The sequence below is a fragment of the Labrys monachus genome (assembly GCF_030814655.1).
Lineage (GTDB): Bacteria > Pseudomonadota > Alphaproteobacteria > Rhizobiales > Labraceae > Labrys > Labrys monacha.
This window is the reverse complement of the sequence record NZ_JAUSVK010000001.1, coordinates 2,047,036-2,066,932: the sequence shown is the minus strand read 5'-3', so window position 1 is coordinate 2,066,932 and position 19,897 is coordinate 2,047,036. Positions and strand designations below refer to the sequence as shown.

19 protein-coding genes are annotated in these 19,897 nt (G+C 68.8%); 15 read left to right on the top strand and 4 right to left on the bottom strand.

What is annotated here, in order from left to right; translation table 11 throughout:
* The first annotated feature begins 61 nt into the window (after positions 1 to 61).
* Together J3R73_RS09375 and J3R73_RS09370 are read left to right on the top strand one after the other, a co-directional pair.
* The gene (locus J3R73_RS09375; RefSeq protein ID WP_307425463.1) at positions 62 to 1,393 is read left to right on the top strand and encodes a sensor histidine kinase; all 1,332 of its coding nucleotides are present in this window, start codon (positions 62 to 64) and stop codon (positions 1,391 to 1,393) included.
* Between the two features lie 143 nt (positions 1,394 to 1,536).
* Positions 1,537 to 3,159, top strand: coding sequence for an ABC-F family ATP-binding cassette domain-containing protein (locus tag J3R73_RS09370; RefSeq protein WP_307425460.1), 1,623 nt, complete (start codon positions 1,537 to 1,539; stop codon positions 3,157 to 3,159).
* A gap of 45 nt (positions 3,160 to 3,204) precedes the next feature.
* Here the strand turns inward: J3R73_RS09370 and J3R73_RS09365 are convergent, their stop codons facing one another.
* The gene (locus tag J3R73_RS09365; RefSeq protein ID WP_307425458.1) at positions 3,205 to 4,587 is read right to left on the bottom strand and encodes an aminotransferase-like domain-containing protein; all 1,383 of its coding nucleotides are present in this window, start codon (positions 4,585 to 4,587) and stop codon (positions 3,205 to 3,207) included.
* A gap of 305 nt (positions 4,588 to 4,892) precedes the next feature.
* Between J3R73_RS09365 and J3R73_RS09360 the strand changes: the two genes are divergently transcribed.
* Genes J3R73_RS09360 through J3R73_RS09320 form a run of 9 tightly spaced genes read left to right on the top strand, consistent with a single transcriptional unit; the run spans position 4,893 to position 12,636 of the window.
* A complete protein-coding gene (locus tag J3R73_RS09360; protein WP_307425455.1) occupies positions 4,893 to 5,375 on the top strand; it encodes an MSMEG_0572/Sll0783 family nitrogen starvation response protein in 483 nt (160 codons plus the stop codon).
* 59 nt (positions 5,376 to 5,434) lie between these two features.
* Positions 5,435 to 6,478, top strand: coding sequence for a Nit6803 family nitrilase (locus J3R73_RS09355; RefSeq protein ID WP_307425451.1), 1,044 nt, complete (start codon positions 5,435 to 5,437; stop codon positions 6,476 to 6,478).
* Complete coding sequence (locus tag J3R73_RS09350; protein ID WP_307425448.1) at positions 6,405 to 7,523, top strand: MSMEG_0568 family radical SAM protein; 1,119 nt, start codon at positions 6,405 to 6,407, stop codon at positions 7,521 to 7,523. The genes J3R73_RS09355 and J3R73_RS09350 overlap by 74 nt, the downstream gene beginning before the upstream one ends.
* Positions 7,520 to 8,062: an MSMEG_0567/Sll0786 family nitrogen starvation N-acetyltransferase gene (locus J3R73_RS09345; protein ID WP_307425445.1), complete on the top strand. Its 543-nt coding sequence runs from the start codon at positions 7,520 to 7,522 to the stop codon at positions 8,060 to 8,062. Before J3R73_RS09350 ends, J3R73_RS09345 begins: the two co-directional genes overlap by 4 nt.
* A 10-nt stretch (positions 8,063 to 8,072) precedes the next feature.
* Positions 8,073 to 9,047 carry a sll0787 family AIR synthase-like protein gene (locus J3R73_RS09340; protein ID WP_307425442.1) on the top strand — a complete coding sequence of 325 codons (975 nt, stop codon included), beginning with the start codon at positions 8,073 to 8,075 and terminating at the stop codon, positions 9,045 to 9,047.
* The gene (locus tag J3R73_RS09335) at positions 9,044 to 10,207 is read left to right on the top strand and encodes an MSMEG_0565 family glycosyltransferase (RefSeq protein ID WP_307425439.1); all 1,164 of its coding nucleotides are present in this window, start codon (positions 9,044 to 9,046) and stop codon (positions 10,205 to 10,207) included. Before J3R73_RS09340 ends, J3R73_RS09335 begins: the two co-directional genes overlap by 4 nt.
* On the top strand, positions 10,200 to 10,487 hold the full coding sequence (locus tag J3R73_RS09330; RefSeq protein WP_307425436.1) for an MSMEG_0570 family nitrogen starvation response protein: 288 nt from the start codon (positions 10,200 to 10,202) through the stop codon (positions 10,485 to 10,487). Before J3R73_RS09335 ends, J3R73_RS09330 begins: the two co-directional genes overlap by 8 nt.
* Before the next feature lie 11 nt (positions 10,488 to 10,498).
* Positions 10,499 to 11,773 carry an MSMEG_0569 family flavin-dependent oxidoreductase gene (locus tag J3R73_RS09325; RefSeq protein ID WP_307425433.1) on the top strand — a complete coding sequence of 425 codons (1,275 nt, stop codon included), beginning with the start codon at positions 10,499 to 10,501 and terminating at the stop codon, positions 11,771 to 11,773.
* Positions 11,774 to 11,787: 14 nt separating this feature from the next.
* Entirely contained in the window at positions 11,788 to 12,636 is an 849-nt protein-coding gene (locus J3R73_RS09320; RefSeq protein ID WP_307425431.1) for a Pnap_2097 family protein, read from the top strand.
* Between the two features lie 23 nt (positions 12,637 to 12,659).
* Here the strand turns inward: J3R73_RS09320 and J3R73_RS09315 are convergent, their stop codons facing one another.
* Positions 12,660 to 13,304: a TetR/AcrR family transcriptional regulator gene (locus J3R73_RS09315; protein ID WP_307425428.1), complete on the bottom strand. Its 645-nt coding sequence runs from the start codon at positions 13,302 to 13,304 to the stop codon at positions 12,660 to 12,662.
* A 244-nt stretch (positions 13,305 to 13,548) separates the two neighbouring features.
* Between J3R73_RS09315 and J3R73_RS09310 the strand changes: the two genes are divergently transcribed.
* The 3 genes from J3R73_RS09310 to J3R73_RS09300 are packed head-to-tail and all read left to right on the top strand — an operon-like array spanning position 13,549 to position 17,311.
* The gene (locus tag J3R73_RS09310) at positions 13,549 to 14,025 is read left to right on the top strand and encodes a (2Fe-2S)-binding protein (protein ID WP_307425426.1); all 477 of its coding nucleotides are present in this window, start codon (positions 13,549 to 13,551) and stop codon (positions 14,023 to 14,025) included.
* On the top strand, positions 14,022 to 15,005 hold the full coding sequence (locus J3R73_RS09305) for an FAD binding domain-containing protein (RefSeq protein ID WP_307425423.1): 984 nt from the start codon (positions 14,022 to 14,024) through the stop codon (positions 15,003 to 15,005). The genes J3R73_RS09310 and J3R73_RS09305 overlap by 4 nt, the downstream gene beginning before the upstream one ends.
* Positions 15,002 to 17,311 (top strand): xanthine dehydrogenase family protein molybdopterin-binding subunit, encoded by a 2,310-nt coding sequence (locus J3R73_RS09300; protein WP_307425420.1) that lies wholly within the window; start codon positions 15,002 to 15,004, stop codon positions 17,309 to 17,311. The genes J3R73_RS09305 and J3R73_RS09300 overlap by 4 nt, the downstream gene beginning before the upstream one ends.
* A gap of 69 nt (positions 17,312 to 17,380) precedes the next feature.
* On the opposite strand, the gene J3R73_RS09295 is transcribed toward J3R73_RS09300, so the two are convergent.
* Positions 17,381 to 17,728: a hypothetical protein gene (locus tag J3R73_RS09295; RefSeq protein WP_307425417.1), complete on the bottom strand. Its 348-nt coding sequence runs from the start codon at positions 17,726 to 17,728 to the stop codon at positions 17,381 to 17,383.
* Positions 17,729 to 17,793: 65 nt separating this feature from the next.
* The gene (locus J3R73_RS09290) at positions 17,794 to 18,258 is read right to left on the bottom strand and encodes an Hsp20 family protein (RefSeq protein WP_307425414.1); all 465 of its coding nucleotides are present in this window, start codon (positions 18,256 to 18,258) and stop codon (positions 17,794 to 17,796) included.
* A 403-nt stretch (positions 18,259 to 18,661) separates the two neighbouring features.
* On the opposite strand from J3R73_RS09290, the gene uxuA reads away from it, so the two are divergent.
* Entirely contained in the window at positions 18,662 to 19,855 is a 1,194-nt protein-coding gene (gene uxuA, locus J3R73_RS09285) for a mannonate dehydratase (RefSeq protein ID WP_307425411.1), read from the top strand.
* Positions 19,856 to 19,897 lie beyond the last annotated feature (42 nt).

The following is a 19,897-nucleotide window of genomic DNA, read 5'->3' as shown; positions in this document are numbered from 1 at the left end:
CCGCACCTGCTTGAACGCATTTTGCTCTCGGGAACGATGCGCACCGGGTATCGGGGGATCGATGACCAGCCGAAAGACACTCGCCCGCATCGTTGCCTGGCGCATCGTGATCTTTGCCGCACTGGCGGCGACGCTGCAGGCCTTCGTGATCTTCGCGGATTACTATTTCGACGACACCAAGCTCGCCGACCTCATGGTCCAGCGCGAGACCGGCCTACTGGTCGAGGGAATCCGGCGCGAGCAGTCCGGCTGGCGCTACCGGCTGCCGGACGATCTCGCGCGCTACGATTCGACCGACCCGTCCTATGTGACCCGCATCAGAACGCCGACGGGCGAGGTGATCTACAGCGATTGCGACGTCAATTGCGAACGCCACCTTTTGCCCCTCGAAGTCAATCCGCCGGACGTGTGGTCAAGGCTCATCGGATCGGGAAAGCCGATCAAGGTCGCCGGCGGCAAGACCTTCACCGTCGAGGGCCAGAGGATCTTCATCGAAATCGCCGTGCTGGACGACCATGACCACGTCCTGTGGGGTGTCCTCGAGCAGGAGTTCGAGGACCATCTCGCCATCCCCATGTCGATCATGCTGCTGCTTCTGCTGGGCGGGACGCTGCTGTCGATTCATTTCGCGCTGCGTCCCGTAAGGCAGGCCGCGCATCTGGCGGAGAGCATCGATCCGCTCGATCCCAAGCAGACGATCGACGTCGCCGGCATGCCTCGCGAAATCGCGGATTTCGGCGCCGCCATCAACCGGACGCTGTCGCGCGTCCGCTCGCTGATGTCGTCGCAGCGCGTGTTCACCACCGCGGTCGCGCATGAAATCAGAACGCCGCTCGCCATGATGCAGCTCGAGCTCAGCTATATCGACCACCCGAGGGCCCGCAAGATCGAGGGGGATATCAACGCGCTGACGCGCTTCATCGCCCAGATCACCGCGCTCGGGCGCCTCGAAAGCGTGGACCGCACCACATTGCAGCCGATCGACATCGCCGAGATCGCCCGGCGCGTGGTTATCGACATCGCCCCCTATGTCTATGACCGCAAGGACAGGATCGCCTTCGACGACAGGGGGGCGGGCACCGTCCAGGGCCATGCCCCGCTTCTCTACGATGCCATCCGCAATCTCGTCGAGAACGCGGTGAAGCACACGCCGGCGGGCACCGGCATCGAGGTGGTGGCCGGTCCGGGCCTGGAGGTCTCGGTCGTGGACGATGCCGGGCTGCTTCGCGACGGCGGCGGCATCGAATTTTCCAACAGCACCGATCGGCTCGGCATCGGCCTGGAAATCGTGCGGCGCATCATGGCCCTCCATCGCGGAGAGCTTCAAAAGCATGTCGTGCCCGGAAAGGAGACGGCCATGCGTCTCGTCTTCGGCGTCAGGCGGGTGCCGTGAGAGCATTCCGTCCAACCGGCCGCCGATGACCGCCGGGCCTGTCCGCATCCGTCACAAGGACGCGCCGGCCGTCTGCTAGATGCTTCCGCCGGCGCGGCACATGGCGTAAACGCGCCGCATCTCCTATCGACACCCGCAGGCACATGATTCGTCTCGAAAACATCAGCAGGCAGAACGGCAACCAGATTCTCTTCATCGAAGCGTCGGCGGCGCTGCTGAAGGGGGAAAAGGTCGGCCTGGTCGGCCCGAACGGCGCAGGCAAGACCACCCTCTTCCGGATGATCACCGGGCAGGAGCAGGCGGATGAGGGCCGGGTCTCGGTCGACCGGGGCGTCACCATCGGCTATTTCAGCCAGGATGTCGGCGAGATGGCAGGCCGCAGCGCCGTCTCCGAGGTGATGGACGGCGCCGGCCCGGTGAGCGTGGTGGCCGCCGAGCTGAAGGAACTCGAGGCCGCCATGGCCGACCCGGCCCGCGCCGACGACATGGATGAGATCGTCGGGCGCTACGGCGAGGTGCAGGCGCGCTTCGAGGAACTCGACGGTTACGCGCTGGAAGGCCGTGCGCGCGAAGTCCTGGCCGGCCTGAGCTTCACCGAGGCGATGATGGACGGCGACGTCGGCGCCCTGTCCGGCGGATGGAAGATGCGCGTCGCGCTGGCGCGCATCCTTCTGATGCGCCCGGATGCCATGCTCCTGGACGAGCCGAGCAACCATCTCGACCTCGAAAGCCTCATCTGGCTGGAGGCCTTCCTCAAGAATTACGAGGGCGCCTTGCTGATGACCTCGCATGACCGCGAATTCATGAACCGGATCGTCGGCAAGGTGGTGGAGATCGACGGCGGCACGCTCACCACCTATTCGGGCGACTACGAGTTCTACGAGCAGCAGCGGTCGCTGAACGAAAAGCAGCAGCAGGCGCAATTCGAGCGCCAGCAGGCCATGCTCGCCAAGGAAATCAAGTTCATCGAGCGTTTCAAGGCACGCGCGTCCCATGCCGCGCAGGTGCAGAGCCGCGTCAAGAAGCTCGACAAGATCGAGAAGATCGAGCCACCCCGGCGCCGCCAGACCGTCGCCTTCGAATTCCAGCCGCCGCCGCGCTCGGGCGATGACGTGGTGAGCCTGAAGAACGTGCACAAGCGCTACGGCGCGAAGAGCATCTATGAGGGCCTGAACTTCCAGGTGCGCCGCCGGGAGCGCTGGTGCGTGATGGGCGTCAACGGCGCCGGCAAGTCGACCCTGCTGAAGCTGGTCGCCGGCTCCACGGCGCCGGACGACGGCACCGTCGCCCAGGGCGGCAGCGTGAAGATGGGCTATTTCGCGCAGCACGCCATGGATCTGCTCGATGGCGAGCACACCGTTTTCCAGTCGCTGGAGGATTCCTTCCCCCAGGCCGGGCAGGGATCGCTGCGCGCCCTCGCCGGCTGCTTCGGCTTTTCCGGCGACGACGTCGAGAAGCGCTGCCGCGTGCTTTCGGGCGGCGAGAAGGCACGGCTGGTGATGGCCAAGATGCTCTACGACCCGCCGAACTTCCTGGTGCTGGACGAGCCGACCAACCATCTGGACATGGCGACGAAGGAGATGCTCATCGCCGCCCTGGCGCAATATGAAGGCGCCATGCTGTTCGTCTCGCATGACCGGCGCTTTCTCGCTGCGCTGTCCAACCGCGTGCTGGAACTGGCACCGGACGGCATCCATCAATATGGCGGCGGCTACACCGAATATGTCGCCCGCACCGGCCAGGAGGCTCCCGGCCTTCACAGCTGAGACGGCCCCGCCGCCCTGCGCAGGCGCCGGGCCGGCCGGCGCGGTTCAGAAGAATGCCGCGGCAGTCTCCGGCGAACCTTCCAGCGCATGCGCCATGAATTCCAGGCCGGTCCGCAGCCGTTCGCGCGTGATCGGGCCGCCCAGCCCGACGCGCACCGCCTCGCCGGGATTGCCGCCGACGGTGAAGACGTCGCTGGCGACCACGCCGATGCCGGTGCGCCGGACATGGCCGACGAAGGCCGAGCGCGTCCAGCCATTGGTGAGCGGCAGCCAGATGTTGAAGCTGAGCGGGTCGGACAGATAGGTTCCCGGCTCGAAGAATTGCGAGGCGAGCTTTTCCCGCGCCGCCGCCTCGGCGCGGATGAAGCGCAGGATGGTGTCCGCCGTGCCGTCCTCGATCCAGCGCGTCGCCACCGCCACCGTCACCGGCGAGGCCATCACCGAGATCGCCCGCATCGCGGCGCTGAAGGACCATCCCGAACGCGCGTCCGGCGCGACCACGAAGGCGAGGCGCAGGCCGGCCCCGATGCATTTGGCGAGGCCGGCGATGTGCCAGCAGATGTCGGGCGCGATCGCGGCCAGCGGCGGCGGCCCGTAGCTCGGAATGAAGCCGTAGGCGTCGTCCTCGACGATCGGCAGGCGGTGCCGGCGGGCGACGGCGCAGATCGCGGTACGTCGCCGCTCCGGGATGGTGACCGTCGTCGGATTCTGCAGGGTCGGGTTGAGATAGAGCGCCTTGGGCTTGTGGCGCTTGACCGCCTCTTCCAGCGCCTCCGGCAGGATGCCGTCATTGTCGGTTTCGAGCCCGACGAGGTTGAGGCCGAGCTGCGCGGTGATCGAGCGCACGCCGGGATAGGTGATCGCCTCGGACAACAGGGTGTCGCCGGCCTTCGCCAGCAGCGAGAAGATGCCGACCAGAGCCGTGTGGGCGCCCGGCGTCACGAAGATGCGCTCCTGCGCCGGGACGAGCGCGCGCCGGCCGAGCCAGGCCGAGGCGGCGTCCTTGTCGACCGCGGCGCCGCCGAAGCCCTGATAGCGCAGCAGCGGCAGCAGGTCGCGCGCCACGCTGGCGAAGCCGTCCTGCATGCGCGCGATCAGTTCGGGATCGTCGGGCTCGGGCGGCATGTTCATCGAGAAGTCGGCGAGTTGCTGGCGCCGGGGATCGCCGTCCTCGCGCAGGGACGCGTTGCTGCGGATGAAGCTCCCGCGCCCGACGGTGGATTCGATCAGCCCGCGCTTGCCGGCTTCGACATAGCCGCGCGCCACCGTGGTGAAGTCCACCTCCAGCGCGGCGGCGAGCGTGCGCTGGGGCGGCAGGCGATCGCCGGGCGTCAGCACGCCGCGTGCGATGTCGCGCGCGATCGCATCGGCGATCGAGAGGTAGAGCGGCCCCTCATTCGCGCTCAGATCCGGCCGCCAGCCCTTCATGCCACCCTCCGTCCATACCGTGGATTGACTGTATATTGTCGCAGGAACCCTTTGTCACCGGTCCATCGCGATAAAATTGACCGCACCTTGTCTGCAAGCCGCGCTGACTGATTTAACGGCAGAATGCTTGCCCATCTCTGCACGATGCGGAGCATTTTCGACCAAATCACCGAAAATTGCCGACTCGATTGACTGGATTTTATGAGATATATAAGCAATATTGACCGTTTTAATGTTGGCACGTTGATTGCTTTGATGGAGATGCGACCGCCCAGAGCGTGTCCTGCCCATACAGGAGCTTCAGCATGCCCGCCGTTACCCAGCCCGCGCACCAGAAGGGCGATTATTTCGTCGACTACGAGCAGAAGCTGTTCGAGGACGTCAAAGCCGAGCCCGGCGAGAAGGCGCTCGTCACCTTCCACACCGTCGCCTTCGAAGGATCGATCGGTTTCGTCAACCTGCTGCAGGCGACCCGCCTCAAGCGCAAGGGCTTCGAGACCTCGATCCTGCTCTATGGGCCGGGCGTGACGCTCGGCGTGCAGCGCGGCTTTCCGAAGATCGGCGACGAGGCCTTTCCGGGCCATCTCAACTTCAACAACCAGATCGAGAAGTTCATCGCCGAGGGCGGCAAGGTCTATGCCTGCCGCTTCGCCCTGCAGGCGCTCTACGGCCATGGCGAGCCCTCGCTCATTCCCGGCATCCAGCCGATCAGCCCGCTCGACGTGCTCGACCTCATCCTGCTGCACCGCCGGGACAACGCCTTCATCCTGGACACCTGGACCCTGTGATCCCGCAGGCCGGCGGGCCTTGTCCCGCCGGCATCGGAGGATCGAACGGAGACCCCCAAATGACCGCAAAGACATCGATCAGGGCGGCGGCGGTGCAGATCGCGCCGGACCTGGCCTCGCGCGAGGGCACGGTGGACAAGGTGCTGGCGGCCATCGCGGAGGCCGCCGGCAAGGGCGCCGATCTCGTGGTCTTCCCCGAGACCTTCGTGCCCTGGTATCCCTATTTCTCCTTCGTGCTGCCGCCGGTGCTGACCGGCAGGGAGCATCTGCGGCTCTATGAGCATGCCGTCACGGTCCCCAGCCCCGCGACCGACGCCGTCGCCGGCGCCGCGCGCCGCCACGGCGTCGTGGTCGTGCTCGGCGTCAACGAGCGCGACCACGGCACGCTCTACAACACCCAGCTCGTCTTCGACGCCGACGGTTCCCTCAAGCTCAGGCGCCGCAAGATCACGCCGACCTTCCATGAGCGCATGATCTGGGGCCAGGGCGACGGATCCGGGCTGCGGGTCGTCGACACCGCCGTCGGCCGGCTCGGCGCCCTCGCCTGCTGGGAGCACTACAATCCGCTGGCGCGCTACGCCCTCATGGCCCAGCACGAGGAAATCCACGTCGCGCAATTTCCGGGATCGCTGGTCGGCCCGATCTTCGCCGAGCAGATCGAGGTGACCATCCGCCACCACGCGCTCGAGAGCGGCTGCTTCGTCGTCAACGCCACGGGCTGGCTCACCGAGAGCCAGATTGCCTCGATCACGCCGGACGAGGGCCTGCAGCGCGGCCTGCGCGGCGGCTGCATGACGGCGATCGTCTCGCCCGAGGGCCGCCATCTCGTCCCCCCGCTCACCGAGGGCGAGGGCATCCTGGTCGCCGATCTCGACATGAGCCTCATCCTCAAGCGCAAGCGGATGATGGATTCGGTCGGCCATTACGCCCGCCCGGAACTCCTCCACCTCGTGCTCGACGGCCGCGCCGCCGGCCCGATGGAATTCGCCCGCGAACCCGCCGCACAACCCGACCTCAGGAGCCTTCCCGATGGAGAACGCAGCGATCCTGCCGACCGCGCAGCTGATCAACGAATTGCAGTCGTTCGGAGCGCGGCTGGTTGATCCCAAGGCCGGGCTCGAAAGCCGCCGCGGCGGGGCGGGACCGTCCGACCACAAGGCCATGACCGTCGACGGCATGACGGTGATGGTGCCCGTCCACACTGCCCCGGCCTTCGACAGCCCCTATCTCGTCGAGAAGCCCGACGCCTTCGGCAAGAGCCGCATCAGCCGCGAGGGACGTCCGGTCGGCGAGGTCACCTTTCCGCTGCGGCCCCGCTTCTACGACCTCACCACCGCCGACGGCATCCCCTATTCCCACATCGCCGTGCTGCACGGGCGGGACGTGCTGGCGACGACGGTGCTGCAGACCTGCATCCGCTACCAGAGCCGTACCAGGACCTGCCAGTTCTGCTCGATCGGCCAGTCGCTCGCCGCCGGCCGCACCGTCGCCCACAAGACACCGGCGCAGCTGGCGGAAGTCGCGAAGGCGGCGGTCGAGCTCGACGGCGTCAGGCATATGGTGATGACGACGGGCACGCCGAAGGGCGAGGACCGGGGCGCCGCCGTCCTCGCCGACAGCGCGCGTGCGATCAAGGCCGCGGTGGACCTGCCGATCCAGGCCCAATGCGAGCCGCCGGAAGACGACGCCTGGTTCGGGCGCCTGCGCGAGGCGGGCGTCGATGCGCTCGGCATGCATCTGGAGGCGGTCACGCCCGAGGTCCGCCAGCGCATCATGCCCGGCAAGGCGCAGGTCCCGATCGAGAAATACATGGCCTCCTTCGCCGCCGCCGTGCCGGTGTTCGGCCGCGGCCAGGTCTCGACCTATATCCTCGCCGGGCTCGGCGACACGCCGGAGGCGATCCTCGACATCTGCGCCAGGCTGGTCGCGCTCGGCGTCTATCCCTTCGTCGTGCCCTTCGTGCCGATCTCCGGCACGCCGCTCGAAAGCCACCCCGGGCCGACGCCCGCCTTCATGCATGCGATCCTCGCGCCGCTCTCCTCGATGCTGGTGGCGAGCGGGCTGAAGGCGGTGGACATCAAGGCCGGCTGCGGCAGATGCGGCGCCTGCTCCGCCCTCGCGACCTATGAAAGGACGCTGGCGAAATGATCTTCGAACCGTTCAAGCCCTTCACCGCCAGCGAATTCCAGGTCAAGTTCGCGACCGATCCATGGGAACGGGCCGGTGCCCTCGCGCTGCGCCGCGATGTTTTCTGCAGCGAGCAGGGCCTCTTCGACCGCAGCGACATCGACGCGATCGACGGGCACGCTATCCCGATCGTCGCGCTGTCGATGCTCGGCGTCGCTGCCGACCGGGTGGTCGGCACTGTGCGCATCCACGAGGCGGAAGATGGTCTGTGGTGGGGCTCGCGCCTCGCGGTCGCCGCCGACTACCGCAAGGTCGGCGCGCTCGGGACGTCGCTGATCCGCCTCGCGGTCTGCTCGGCCCACGCCCGTGGCTGCCGGCGTTTCCTCGCCCATGTGCAGGAACAGAACGTCCTGCTCTTCCGCCGCCTGCACTGGCGCAGCGTCGAGGAGATCGAGCTGCACGGCCGCAGGCATCATCTGATGGCGGCCGACCTCGACCATTACCGTCCCATCGCCAATGCCGAGCAGGGCTTCGTCGCCCTCGCTCGGAAAGCCGCGTGAGGGGAACGGCATGGCCATCGATCTCGCCGCCCTCGCCGGCACGCTGCGCGCCAACCGCGGCATCGCCGCCAAGCAGGACATCGGCATCGTCGCCGAGCGGCTCGGCCTATCCGGGCACGGCGCGGTGCCGGTCGGCGACGATTGCGCCGCGATCCCCGACGGCGACGGCCACCTGCTCTTCGCCATCGAGGGCTTCATGAACGAGTTCGTCGCCGGCGATCCGTGGTTCGCCGGCTGGTGCGGCGTGATGGTCAACATCTCCGACGTCGCCGCCATGGGCGGACGGCCGCTGGCCATCGTCGACGCGGTGTGGGCGAACGGCGAAGAGGGGGCCGGACCGGTCCTCGCCGGCCTCCGCGCCGCGGCGCAGGCCTTCGGCGTGCCGATCGTCGGCGGCCATACCAATGTCCGCACCGACCGCAGCCAGCTCTCCGTCGCCATCCTAGGCCGCGCCACCCGCCTGCTGACGAGCTTCGACGCACGGCCGGGTGACCGTCTCGTCGCCGCGATCGATCTGCGCGGCCGCTATCGCGAACCCTTCTCCAACTGGGAGGCCGCGACGGATGCGCCGCCCGACCGGCTGCGCGGCGACATCGAGATCCTGCCGGCGCTCGCGGAAGCCGGTCTCGCCCGGGCCGCCAAGGATATCAGCCAGGGCGGCATCGTCGGCACGGCGGTCATGCTCGCCGAATGTTCCGGCGTCGGCATCGACATCGACGTCACCCTGATCCCGAGGCCGCCGGCCGTGCCGCTCGAACGCTGGCTGGCGACCTTTCCGAGCTACGGCTACCTCCTCGCCGTCAAGGCCGGCGACGTGGAGGCGGTCGTCGCGCGCTTCACCGGGCGCGGCATCGCCGCCGCCGCCATCGGCACGATCGACGCCTCGTCGCAAGTCGCCATCACCGACGGCGATCGCCGCGAGGTGATCCGCGACCATGCCGCCCTTCCCCTCCTCGCCATGACCGGACGGGAGGTTGCGGCATGAGAACGAACGAGCGGCTGCGGATCGCCATCCTCTCCCATTCGACCAATCCGCGCGGCGGCGTCGTGCATGCCCTGGCGCTGGGCGAGGCGCTGACGGCGCTCGGGCACGAGGCGGTGGTGCACGCCCCCGACGCGAAGGGCGGCGGCTTCTTCCGCAAGGCGGCCTGCGAGACGGTCTGCGTTCGCGCCGCGCCGGCCGGGGACGGCACGCTGGCGATGGTCGAGACCCGCATCGCCGACTATGTCCGCCATTTCCAGGACGCCACCAACCGCCGCTTCGATGTCTACCATGCGCATGACGGCATTTCGGGCAATGCGCTGGCTACCCTGCGGCAGGCGGGCCGCATCGAGGCGTTCGCCCGCACGGTGCATCACGTGGATCGGTTCGAGGACGCGCGCATCGCCGCCCTCCAGGCGCGCTCGATCCGCCTGGCCGACCGGCATTTCGTCGTCAGCCGGCTGTGGCGCGACCGGCTCGCCCGGGATATGGGCCTCGACGCCACCATCGTCGGCAACGGCGTGGACACCGGCTTCTTCACGCCGCGCGCCGACGGCGGCGAAAGCGCCCTCGCCCGCCGGCTCGGCATCGGCAAGGGTCCGGTCTTCCTCAGCATCGGCGGCATCGAGGAACGCAAGAACAGCGTCCGGATCCTCGAAGCCTTCGCCCAGGTGCATGTGCTGATGCCCTCGGCGCAGCTCGTCGTCGCCGGCGGCGCCTCGGTGCTCGACCATTCCGCCTATCGCGCCGAATTCGAGGCCGCGCTGGACCGGCTCGCTTTGCCCGAGGCCGCCCTGCGCATCACCGGGCCGGTTCCACAGGCCGAGATGGCGGCGCTCTACCGCATCGCCGCTGCCCTCGTCTTCCCTTCGGTCAAGGAAGGCTTCGGCCTCGCCGTGATCGAGGCGATGGCCTGCGGCATCCCGGTGGTGACCTCTCATATCGAGCCGTTCACCGACTACCTTGCCGACGGCGACGCGCTCTGGTGCGATCCGGCATCGCCGGGGTCGATCGCCGACGCCATGGTCGCGGCGACGCGCTCGCCGCAGCGCGAACGCCTTGCCGCGCGGGGCCTCGCCGTCGCGGCCCGCCACAACTGGGCCGACACCGCCCGCGCGCATCTGCCCGTCTATCTTGCCCTGGGAGCCCGCCAGCATGCCTGAAATACGCTTCGTCATCCGCTGGCCCGACGGCGAGGAGGTGACCTGCTATTCGCCCTCGCTCGTCATCAGGGATTATTTCGCGCCCAGCACGGCCTATCCGCTCACCGATTTCCTCGACCGCAGCCGCACCGCGCTCGGCATCGCCAGCGAGCGCGTGCGGGCGAAATACGGCGTGCCCTGCTCGCGCGCTCTGCGCCAGCTCGGCGACATCGAGACCCGCGCCGCGCATTTCGCCGACCAGCCCGCCGCGCAGGTCATCTGCACCGCCTTCATCGAATGACGGAGACATCCATGCGTGCCCCTTCCCTCCCGCACCACCCCGCCGTCGTGGTCGGCGGCGGCCAGGCCGGCCTCTCGGCCAGCCATCATCTCAAGCGCCACGGCATCGATCATGTCGTGTTCGAAAGGAACCGCATCGCCCATGCCTGGCGCAGCCAGCGCTGGGATGCCTTCTGCCTGGTGACGCCGAACTGGCAGTGCCAGCTGCCGGACTTCCCCTATGCCGGCCCCGAGCCGCACGGCTTCATGCCGCGCGACGAGATCGTCGCCTATGTCGAGGCCTTCGCCCGCCATATCGACGCCCCCCTCCGCGAGGGCGTCGCGGTCGAGCGCGTGTCGCGCCGGAACGGCGTCTTCCTCGTCGAGACGAGCGAAGGCGCGGTGACCGCCGATGCGGTCATCCTCGCCGTCAGCGCCTACCACCTGCCCAACACGCCGCGGATGTCGGAATCGGTTCCGGACGCGATCGTACAGATCCACTCCTCCGCCTACCGCAACCCGCAGCAGCTGCCCGAGGGCGCGGTGCTGGTGGTGGGCTCCGGCCAGTCCGGCTGCCAGATCGCCGAAGACCTCCATCTCGCCGGCCGCAAGGTCCATCTCGTCGTCGGCAGCGCGCCGCGCTGCCCGCGCTTCTATCGCGGCCGCGACGCCGTCGACTGGCTCGACGATCTCGGCCAGTACGACATGACGGTCGAGCAGCATCCGCTCGGCGAGAAGGTGCGCCGCAACGCCAACCACTATCTCACCGGGCGCGACGGCGGCCGCGACATCGATCTGCGCCGCTTCGCGGCCGAAGGCATGGTGCTGCACGGCCGGCTCACCGGCATCGACGACGGAAGCCTGACGCTCGCCGACGACCTCGCGCGCAACCTCGATGCCGCCGATGCGGTCTATAACGGCATTTGCGGGCTGATCGACCGGCATATCGCCGACAATGCCATCGCCGCGCCCGAGGGCACGCATTACGAGCCGGTGTGGCAGCCGGGCGAGCCTGCGCGCCGCCTCGACCTTGCCGCAAGCGGCATCGGCAGCATCGTCTGGAGCACGGGCTTCCGGTCGGACTGGTCCTGGGTCGACCTGCCCCTCCTCGACGAGAACGGCTATCCGAGCCACCGGCGCGGCGTCACCGGCGTCGACGGCGTCTATGTCGTCGGCATGCCCTGGCTGTGGACCTGGGGTTCCGGCCGCTTCCTGAGCGTCGGCCGCGATGCCGGCTTCGTCGTCGACCACCTCGCCGCGCGCGGCCGCGACCGCGCCGCGCCGGTACCCGCGCGCCTCGCCGTTTGAAGCGGACGCAGGCCATGAATGTCGCTCTGCGCATCGACCCGCCCGGAACCCGCGACGCGCCGATGGAGGCCGGGCTCGGGCCGGTGCTGCTCGGCATGCCGCATCTGGCGCTGAACGGCCTGTCCGAAACCTGGCTTCTGCGGGAACTCGGTCATCGGCACTGGCTGCTGCTCGCCCGCATGGCCGGCCGCCGGGTGCCGGATTTCCGGGACCGCCAGGGCCACGCGGTCTATGCCGCGTTCCGCTCGGTGGCGATCGCCGATGCCGCATTCGATCGCGTCGGGGAAAACGACGTGCTGGAAATCGTGACGTCGCTGTCGCGCATCTCGCGCACGCAGATCCGCAGCCGGCACCTGCTGTTCGCCGGCGGCGCGCCCCTCGGCGAGGTGACGATGGTGTCGGTGTTCGTCCACCGGCGGGACGGCGCTTCGAACCATACCGTGGCGCGGGTCGAGATTGACGGGCTGCCGGCGATCGAGCCCATGGCCGACGACGCCGCGCCCCCTGGCGGGACCGGCCACCCCCGGCCCGTCGCCGCACCGGGCGCACCGGTCATCCTCGAATGCACGCCCTGCCCGTCGCAGGACTTCAACGGCGCCGGCTTCCTCTATTTCACCAGCTTCGTCGCCTTCGCGGACCGGGCCGAATGGCAGCTCGATCCCGCGTTCGCCCGCCACGCCATCACCGTCCGGCGCGAGGTCGCCTATCACGCCAATCTCGATCCGGGCGAGGCGATCCTCGTCCGCCTCCTGGAGGCGTGCAGCGGCCCGACCGGCTGGCGGCACCATTGCCGGATCGAGAGAAAGAGCGACGGCGCGGTCCTCGCCGACATCCGGAGCGTGAAGCGGGCGTCGCAGCGATAGCGCTCCTGCGCTGTCCTCCCGGTTCAGCGCGGCCGGCCCGCGCCTGCCGGCGCCTGCTGTGCGCCCCAGCGAAGCCCAGCCATCAGCAGCCCGACGAGCCGGCGCGACCGTTCGCGCCATTCCGGTGTCTCCGGCGTCGAATAGATGCCGGACAATGCGTGGATCAGGTCGGTGCTTTCGATATCCGGACGGATGGCGCCGTCGGCCACGCCCGCCTCGACCAGGCGCTGCACGGCCTGCATGACCATGCCCGACGTGTCCGCGAACAGACCGGCATTCGCGGTGAGCAGGATGCGCAGGCTCTTCGCGAGGCCGCGCTTGGTGGCGATATAGTCCACGAAGCGCAGCATCCACAGTTCCAGGGCTACGTCTGACGGATGGCTGCGCAGCAGCTCCGCCGCCGCCGCGCACAACCCCTCCACCTCCCGTCGGTAGACCACCTCGACGAGATGCTCGCGTGTCGGAAAATGGCGGTAGAGCGTGCCGATGCCGACACCGCTTCGGCGCGCGATCTCTTCCAGGGACGTGTCCACGCCATGTTCGGCGAACGCGGCGGCGGCAGCCTCGATCAGCCTGTCGCGGTTGCGGCGGGCATCCGCGCGCAGGGGCCTCGCCGTCTCGTCGGCGGCGGGGACGTTCGCGGGGTCGGCGGGTGGCCTGGTCGCCAATGGGCACTCCCATGCGGATTCGGACTTGAACCGAAAACGGCAAGTCTCTAAACTGCACAAACGGAGGCGCCTCCGTTTGTGTGGAAAATTCTTGTCTGCAAGCCGAGTACGCCATGTGCTTCGAGCGCGCAAGATTCCGCAGGAGACCGGCGGTTCCCCGCGGTGAAGGGCCCGAGCGCGCCGACCGTGCCGCCGCCTGCACCCGTTCAAATCACTGCCTGCAAGGGCTTGCGGAGTCTGACGCATGACGAGCCGAACCACCCTCCACCTCAGCATCAACGGGCGCGAGCATGCCTTGGCGCTCGAGCCCCGCGTGACGCTGCTCGACGCCCTGCGCGACCATCTCGGCCTGACCGGGACGAAGAAGGGATGCGACCAGGGACAATGCGGCGCCTGCACGGTCCATGTCGACGGCCGGCGCGTCCTGGCCTGCCTGACGCTCGCGGCCCAGGCCGAGGGCCAGGCCGTCACCACCATCGAAGGCCTGTTCGAGCCGGAGGGCCGGCTCCATCCCGTGCAGGCCGCCTTCCTGGAGCAGGACGCCTTCCAGTGCGGCTATTGCACCCCCGGGCAGATCATGTCCGCCATCGCCTGCATCCGCGAGGGGCATGCCCGCTCCGACGACGAGATCCGGGAATACATGTCCGGCAATCTCTGCCGCTGCGGCGCCTATCCCCACATCGTCGCCGCCGTGCGGCAGGCCGCGGAGATGGCGTCATGAGGGATTTTTCCTATCACCGCGCCGGCTCCGCCGACGAGGCGCGCCGAAGCGCCGCCCTCCCCGGCGCCATGCTGCTCGCCGGGGGAACCACCCTGCTCGACCTCGCCAAATGCGGCGTGACCGAACCCGAGCACCTCGTCGACATCACCCGCCTCCCGGGCCTGGACGCGGTGACCGTCGAGAGCGGCCGCGCCAGCATCGGCGCCCTGGCGAAAATGAGCCTTGTGGCCGACGACGCCGACATCAGGCGGCATTTTCCCGCCGTCTCCGAAGCGCTGTGGCAGGCCGCCTCGGCCCAGATCCGCAACATGGCGACCATCGGCGGCAATCTGATGCAGCGCACGCGCTGCGCCTATTTCCGCGATCCCGCGGCCTTCCCGGCCTGCAACAAGCGGGCGCCGGGCAGCGGCTGCTCGGCGATCGGCGGCATCACCCGCAATCACGCCGTGCTCGGCACCAGCCTGGCCTGCATCGCGGCCTATCCGGGCGATCTGGCCGTCGCGCTCGTCGCCTTCGACGCCGTCGTCCATCTCGGCGAGCGGACGGTCGGCGTCGAGGACTTCTTCCTCCTGCCGGGCGACACCCCGCATCGCGAACAGGCGATCCGGCCGGGCGAAATGATCACGGCGGTCAGCCTCCCCGCCTCGCCGGCGGCACACCGCTCGACCTATCTCAAGATCCGCGATCGCCAGTCCTATGAATTCGCGGCGGCAAGCGCGGCCGTGGGCCTGGAACTGGCGTCCGACGGCCGGACCATCCGCGACATCCGCGTCGCCCTGGGCGGCGTCGCGACGCGGCCATGGCGGGCGCGGGCGGTCGAGGATGCGCTGCGGGGCAGGCTGCTGGACCCGGAAACCGTCCGCGCCGCCAGCGCCCTCGCCATGGACGGCGCCGTCGACCATGGCGCCAACCGCTACAAGATCGAACTCGCGCCACGCGTCGTGGCGCGAGCCATCCTCAGCATGGGAGAGCCGGCATGAAATCTCTGGAATCGCCGCGCAAGCATGGGGACGCCTCCGACGGGGCGATGGCGGGCGCGGTCCTCGGCGCTCGCCTGGTGCGCATGGACGGCCCCGCCAAGATCAAAGGCGCCGCGCGCTACGCGCTCGAGCATCGGCCGGAAAACCTCGTCCACGCCGTGATGGTGCAGAGCACCGTCGCCGCCGGCCGGGTACGCAGCATCGACAAGGCGGCGGCAGAAGCCGCGCCCGGCGTGCTGCTGGTCCTGACGGCCGACAACGCTTTGCACCTGGCCACCGCCTCGGACTGGACCGGGGCGCCGCCGCCCGATCGTCCCTACAATCCGCTGGCGCGCGACGTCGCCTTCAACGGGCAGCACGTGGCCGCCGTCGTCGCCGAGACTTTCGAGCAGGCGACGGAGGCGGCCCGCCTCCTCGACATCGCCTATGACGAGGCGCCCGCCATTGTCGATCTCGACGACCCGGCCGCCGGGGACGGCATGCCGATCGGCATGCTCACCGCGCAATGGGGGGACGCCGATGCCGCGCTCGCCGCGGCCCCGGTCCGCATCGAGGCGGAATACCGGACCCCGCGCGAATACAATGTGCCGATCGAGCCGCATGGACTGATCGCCGAATGGCATGGCGACAGCCTCACCTTGCGGGAGCCGAGCCAGTGGCTGGACGGCATGGCCCGCACCTATGCGGAATGGTTCGGCGTTCCCTTCGAGAATGTGCGCATCATCGCGCCCTATATCGGCGGTGGCTTCGGATCGAAGGCGCTGGCGCTCGGCCACGGCGCAGTGGCGGCGATGGCCGCCAGGATGCTCGGCCGGCCCGTCAAGCTGGCGATCACGCGGCCGCAAAGCTTCACCGCCTTCGGCGGGCGCCCGGCCACCCGCCAGACGATCGCGCTCGGCGCGACCCGCCAGGGAAAGCTGCTGTCGATCGTCCATCGCGGCGCCAACGAGACCTCGATGGAAGGGGTCGCCGTGGAGCCGCTGGGCTCCGTGACCACGATCATGTACGCCACGCCCAACCTGTCTTCGCACCAGAACGTCGTCCGCGTGAACACGGTGAGGCCGGGCCCCCTGCGCGCGCCGGGCGAGAACCCCAGCGCCTTCGGCATCGAATGCGCCATCGATGAACTCGCCTGCGAACTCGGCATCGACCCGCTCGAGATCCGCCTGCGCAACTATGCGGAAGAGGATCCGAAGGCCGGCAAGCCGTGGTCGACGCGCCGCCTGCGGGAAGCTTTCGCCGCCGGAGCGGACGCTTTCGGCTGGTCGCGGCGCAGCCCCGAACCGCGCTCGATGCGCGACGGCCACGACCTGATCGGCTGGGGCCTGGCGGCGGGGACCTATCCGGTGCGCCGCACGCCCGGCGAGGCGAAGGTGAGCATCCTCGCCGACGGCACGCTCGAAGTCACCAGCAGCAGCATCGACATGGGCCAGGGCACCTATACCATCCTGGCGCAGACGGCAGCGGAGGCGGTCGGCGTCGCGGTCGAGAACGTCGCCGTCAGGCTCGGCGATTCCTCGCTGCCGCGGGCGCCGGTGGCCGGCGGATCCCAGCTTGCCAACCTGATGACGGGCGCCGTGCACAAGGCGGCCCTCGCCGCACGCGACGAACTGGTGGGCCTGGCGATCAACGACCCGCGTTCGCCCTTCCGCACCTTGCAGGCCAATACCCTCCTCGTCTCCGACGGCCGGATATCCTCACCCCGTGGAGAGGGGCCGGCCTTGCCGATCGGCGAGTTCCTGCGCCGCATCGGCCGGGAGCGGATCGAGGTGCTGCGCGACACCTTGCCGGAAGGCGCGCGGAGTGCCGCCGACCGCTACAAGAACTACACCACGATCGCCACGATGCTCTCGCCGACCGACGGCGACTATTCGCTCCATAGCTGGTGCGCCCATTTCATCGAAGTGCGGGTGGACGAGGATTTCGGCACCGTGCGGGTGTCGCGCGTGGTGTCGGCCCTCGATTCCGGGCGCCTCTACAATCCCAAGCTGGCGGAGAGCCAGTGGAAGGGCGGCATCATCATGGGCATCGGCCAGGCGCTGCTGGAGGAAGGCATCGTCGACCGGCGGCACGGGCGCATCGTCAACAACAATCTCGGCGACTATCTGATCGCGACCAATGCCGACATTCCCGACATCGAGGTGATCTCGGTCGGCATTCCCGATCCGCACGCTTCCGTCCTGGGCGGCAAGGCGGTCGGGGAACTGCCCATCGTCGGCGTGGCGCCGGCCATCGCCAACGCCGTGTACCACGCCACCGGCAAGCGTATCCGCGACCTGCCGATCACGCTGGAGAAGCTGGTCTGAGGGCCGCCGAGAGCCGATCCCGAGCAGTCGGGATCGGCCTTTCCGCCCGGTTCGGCAACGGCGCGCCCCTCACTGGAGCGGCGCGCTGCGATCCGCTGGTCTTCGAGCCCGTGCGAAGATGCGCCGCCGGCGCTCCAGCCGCCGGAAGCGATGCGACGCCACCGCATCCTCCCTGTCGAGCGAACGAAGCGCGTCCATGATGTCGTCGAACGCGACGGTTCTGCCCCTCGGGAGCACGCGCAGCTGGGGCGCGGCCTCCATCGCGCAGGCATCCGAGGCCCAGGACGCCAGGATCGCGCGCTTCTCGTTCAGGGTCAGGTCCGGGTCCTCGACGACCTCCAGCGGATGTTCGAAAGCCCGGGCGGGGTGCAGCAGGGCACCGAGGTCGAAATCTTGCTTTCCCACACCATCCTTCATCGATATCTCCCTTGCGTCCGCGAGGGCGGCGCGGGGCCGCACCGCCCTCGCCCTCTCCGCCCGCGTCAGGCCGCCTTCGCGCCTTCCAGCCGCTTGTCCTCCCGGGGAGGAGCCGACGAGACGATGTCGATGCGCCGGGGCTTCATCGCCTCGGGCACGTGGCGCACGAGGTCGATATGCAGCATGCCGTTCTCGAACGCGGCGCCCTCGACAACGATATAGTCGGCGAGATTGAAGCGGCGTTCGAAGGACCGGTTGGAGACGCCCTGGTAGATATAATGCTGCCCGCCTTCCGGGGCGGCCTTGCGGCCGGTCACCACCAGAAGGTTCGGTTTCGCCGTGACCGCGATCTCGGACGCCGCGAAGCCCGCCAGCGCCACGCTGATGCGGAACGTGTCCTCGCCGGTCCTGACGATGTCATAGGGCGGGAAATTGTCCGGCGTTTCCGCCACCTGGGCGTTCAGGAGATCGAACAGGCGCTCGAAGCCGATGGCCGAGCGGGCAAACGGACTGAAGTCATAGGTTCTCATAGCCACATCCTCCAAGAAGCAACATGGTTACAAGCGGCACGCCAGACGCCGCCGGCGCCCGCGCCGGGTCAAGCGCGACCCCGGCGCGCAAGGAATTAGGAGAGCGCCGAGGCGTTTCAAGGGCCGCGGCGAAAAATTTGTGGCATCCGCAGCCGTGCTTGCATCGCGGCATTGCGCTCCCTGCGCTTCCAGCGCCGCTTCGAGTTCGCCGGTCATGGGGAGGTTGTCCGTGCCAGCCCTGCCCACGCGCAGCCGGTCATCGGCCTCCAACATGAGCCTGCGAGGAGATGAAGCCGCGCCAGGAAGAGGCTTGCTTTCCATCTCCTTGTTTCCTACCATGGTAGTCTAAAAGAAATAGCAATCGCACGGCAGCCGCGCGGCGACATCAAGGGGGAAGCAAATCATGGAGCAGGCTTGGCGCTGGTTCGGTCCCGGCGATGCGGCAACGCTGGGCCATGCGCGCCAGGCCGGCGCCACCGGCATCGTCACGGCGCTCCATGACATTCCCTATGGCGAGGCCTGGCCGCTCGAGGCGATCCGCGAACGGCAGCGATTGATCGAGGCCGATGCCGCCATGGGGTTACGCTGGAGCGTCGTCGAGAGCGTTCCCGTCCACGAGGACATCAAGCTCGGCCGCGGCGATCTCGACCGCCTCTACGGCAATTTCAGCCAGACCCTGCGCAATCTCGGCGCCTGCGGCATCCGCCGCGTCTGCTACAATTTCATGCTGATCCTCGACTGGACGCGCACCGACCTCGCCGTGCCCCTGCCCGGGGGCGGGCGCGCGCTCAGGTTCAACATCCACGAATTCGCCGCCTTCGACTGCTTCATCCTGCGCCGCGAGGGCGCCGAGCGCGACTATGCGCCGGAGGTGATGCAGCGCGCCGCCGAGTGGCACGACACCACGCCCGCCGACGCCAAGCGCCGGCTGCTCGCCAATGTGATGGCCGGCCTGCCGGGGGCCTTCAGGCGCTATGAGGCGGAGGAGTTGCGGGAGGTGATCGCCGAGCAGTCGGACATCACCCACGCGCAGCTGCGGGCCAATCTCGTTCAGTTCCTCCGGGCGATCCTGCCGGCGGCGGAAGAAGCCGGCGTCGTGATGTCGATCCACCCCGACGACCCGCCGCGCAACCTCGCGGGCCTCAACCGCATCGTCAAGGATGCCGACGACATCGCCTTCATTCTTGATGCCGTGCCGTCTCCCTTCAGCGGCCTGACGCTGTGCACCGGCTCGCTGGGCGCCAATCCGGCCAATGACGTGCCGGCCATCGCCAGGCGTTTCGCGGACCGCATCCATTTCGTCCATCTGCGCAACGTCCGGAAGGATGCGGACGGCTCCTTCATGGAATCCGACCATCTCGGCGGCGATGTCGACATGGTTTCGGTCGTCGGGACGCTCCTCGACGAGCAGCAGCGCCGGCGGGAGGGAGAGCCGGATTTCCGGCTGCCGTTCCGGCCCGACCACGGACACGACCTCATCGACGATGCCGCGCGGCCGACCCATCCGGGCTATCCGGTCGTCGGCCGTCTCAGGGGGCTGGCGGAACTGCGGGGCGTGATGACGACCCTGGCGCAGCAGCGCCGATACCAGCTGTAGGGCGCGCGCCGGCCGAGCGCCGGCATCCCGCCCGACGGACAG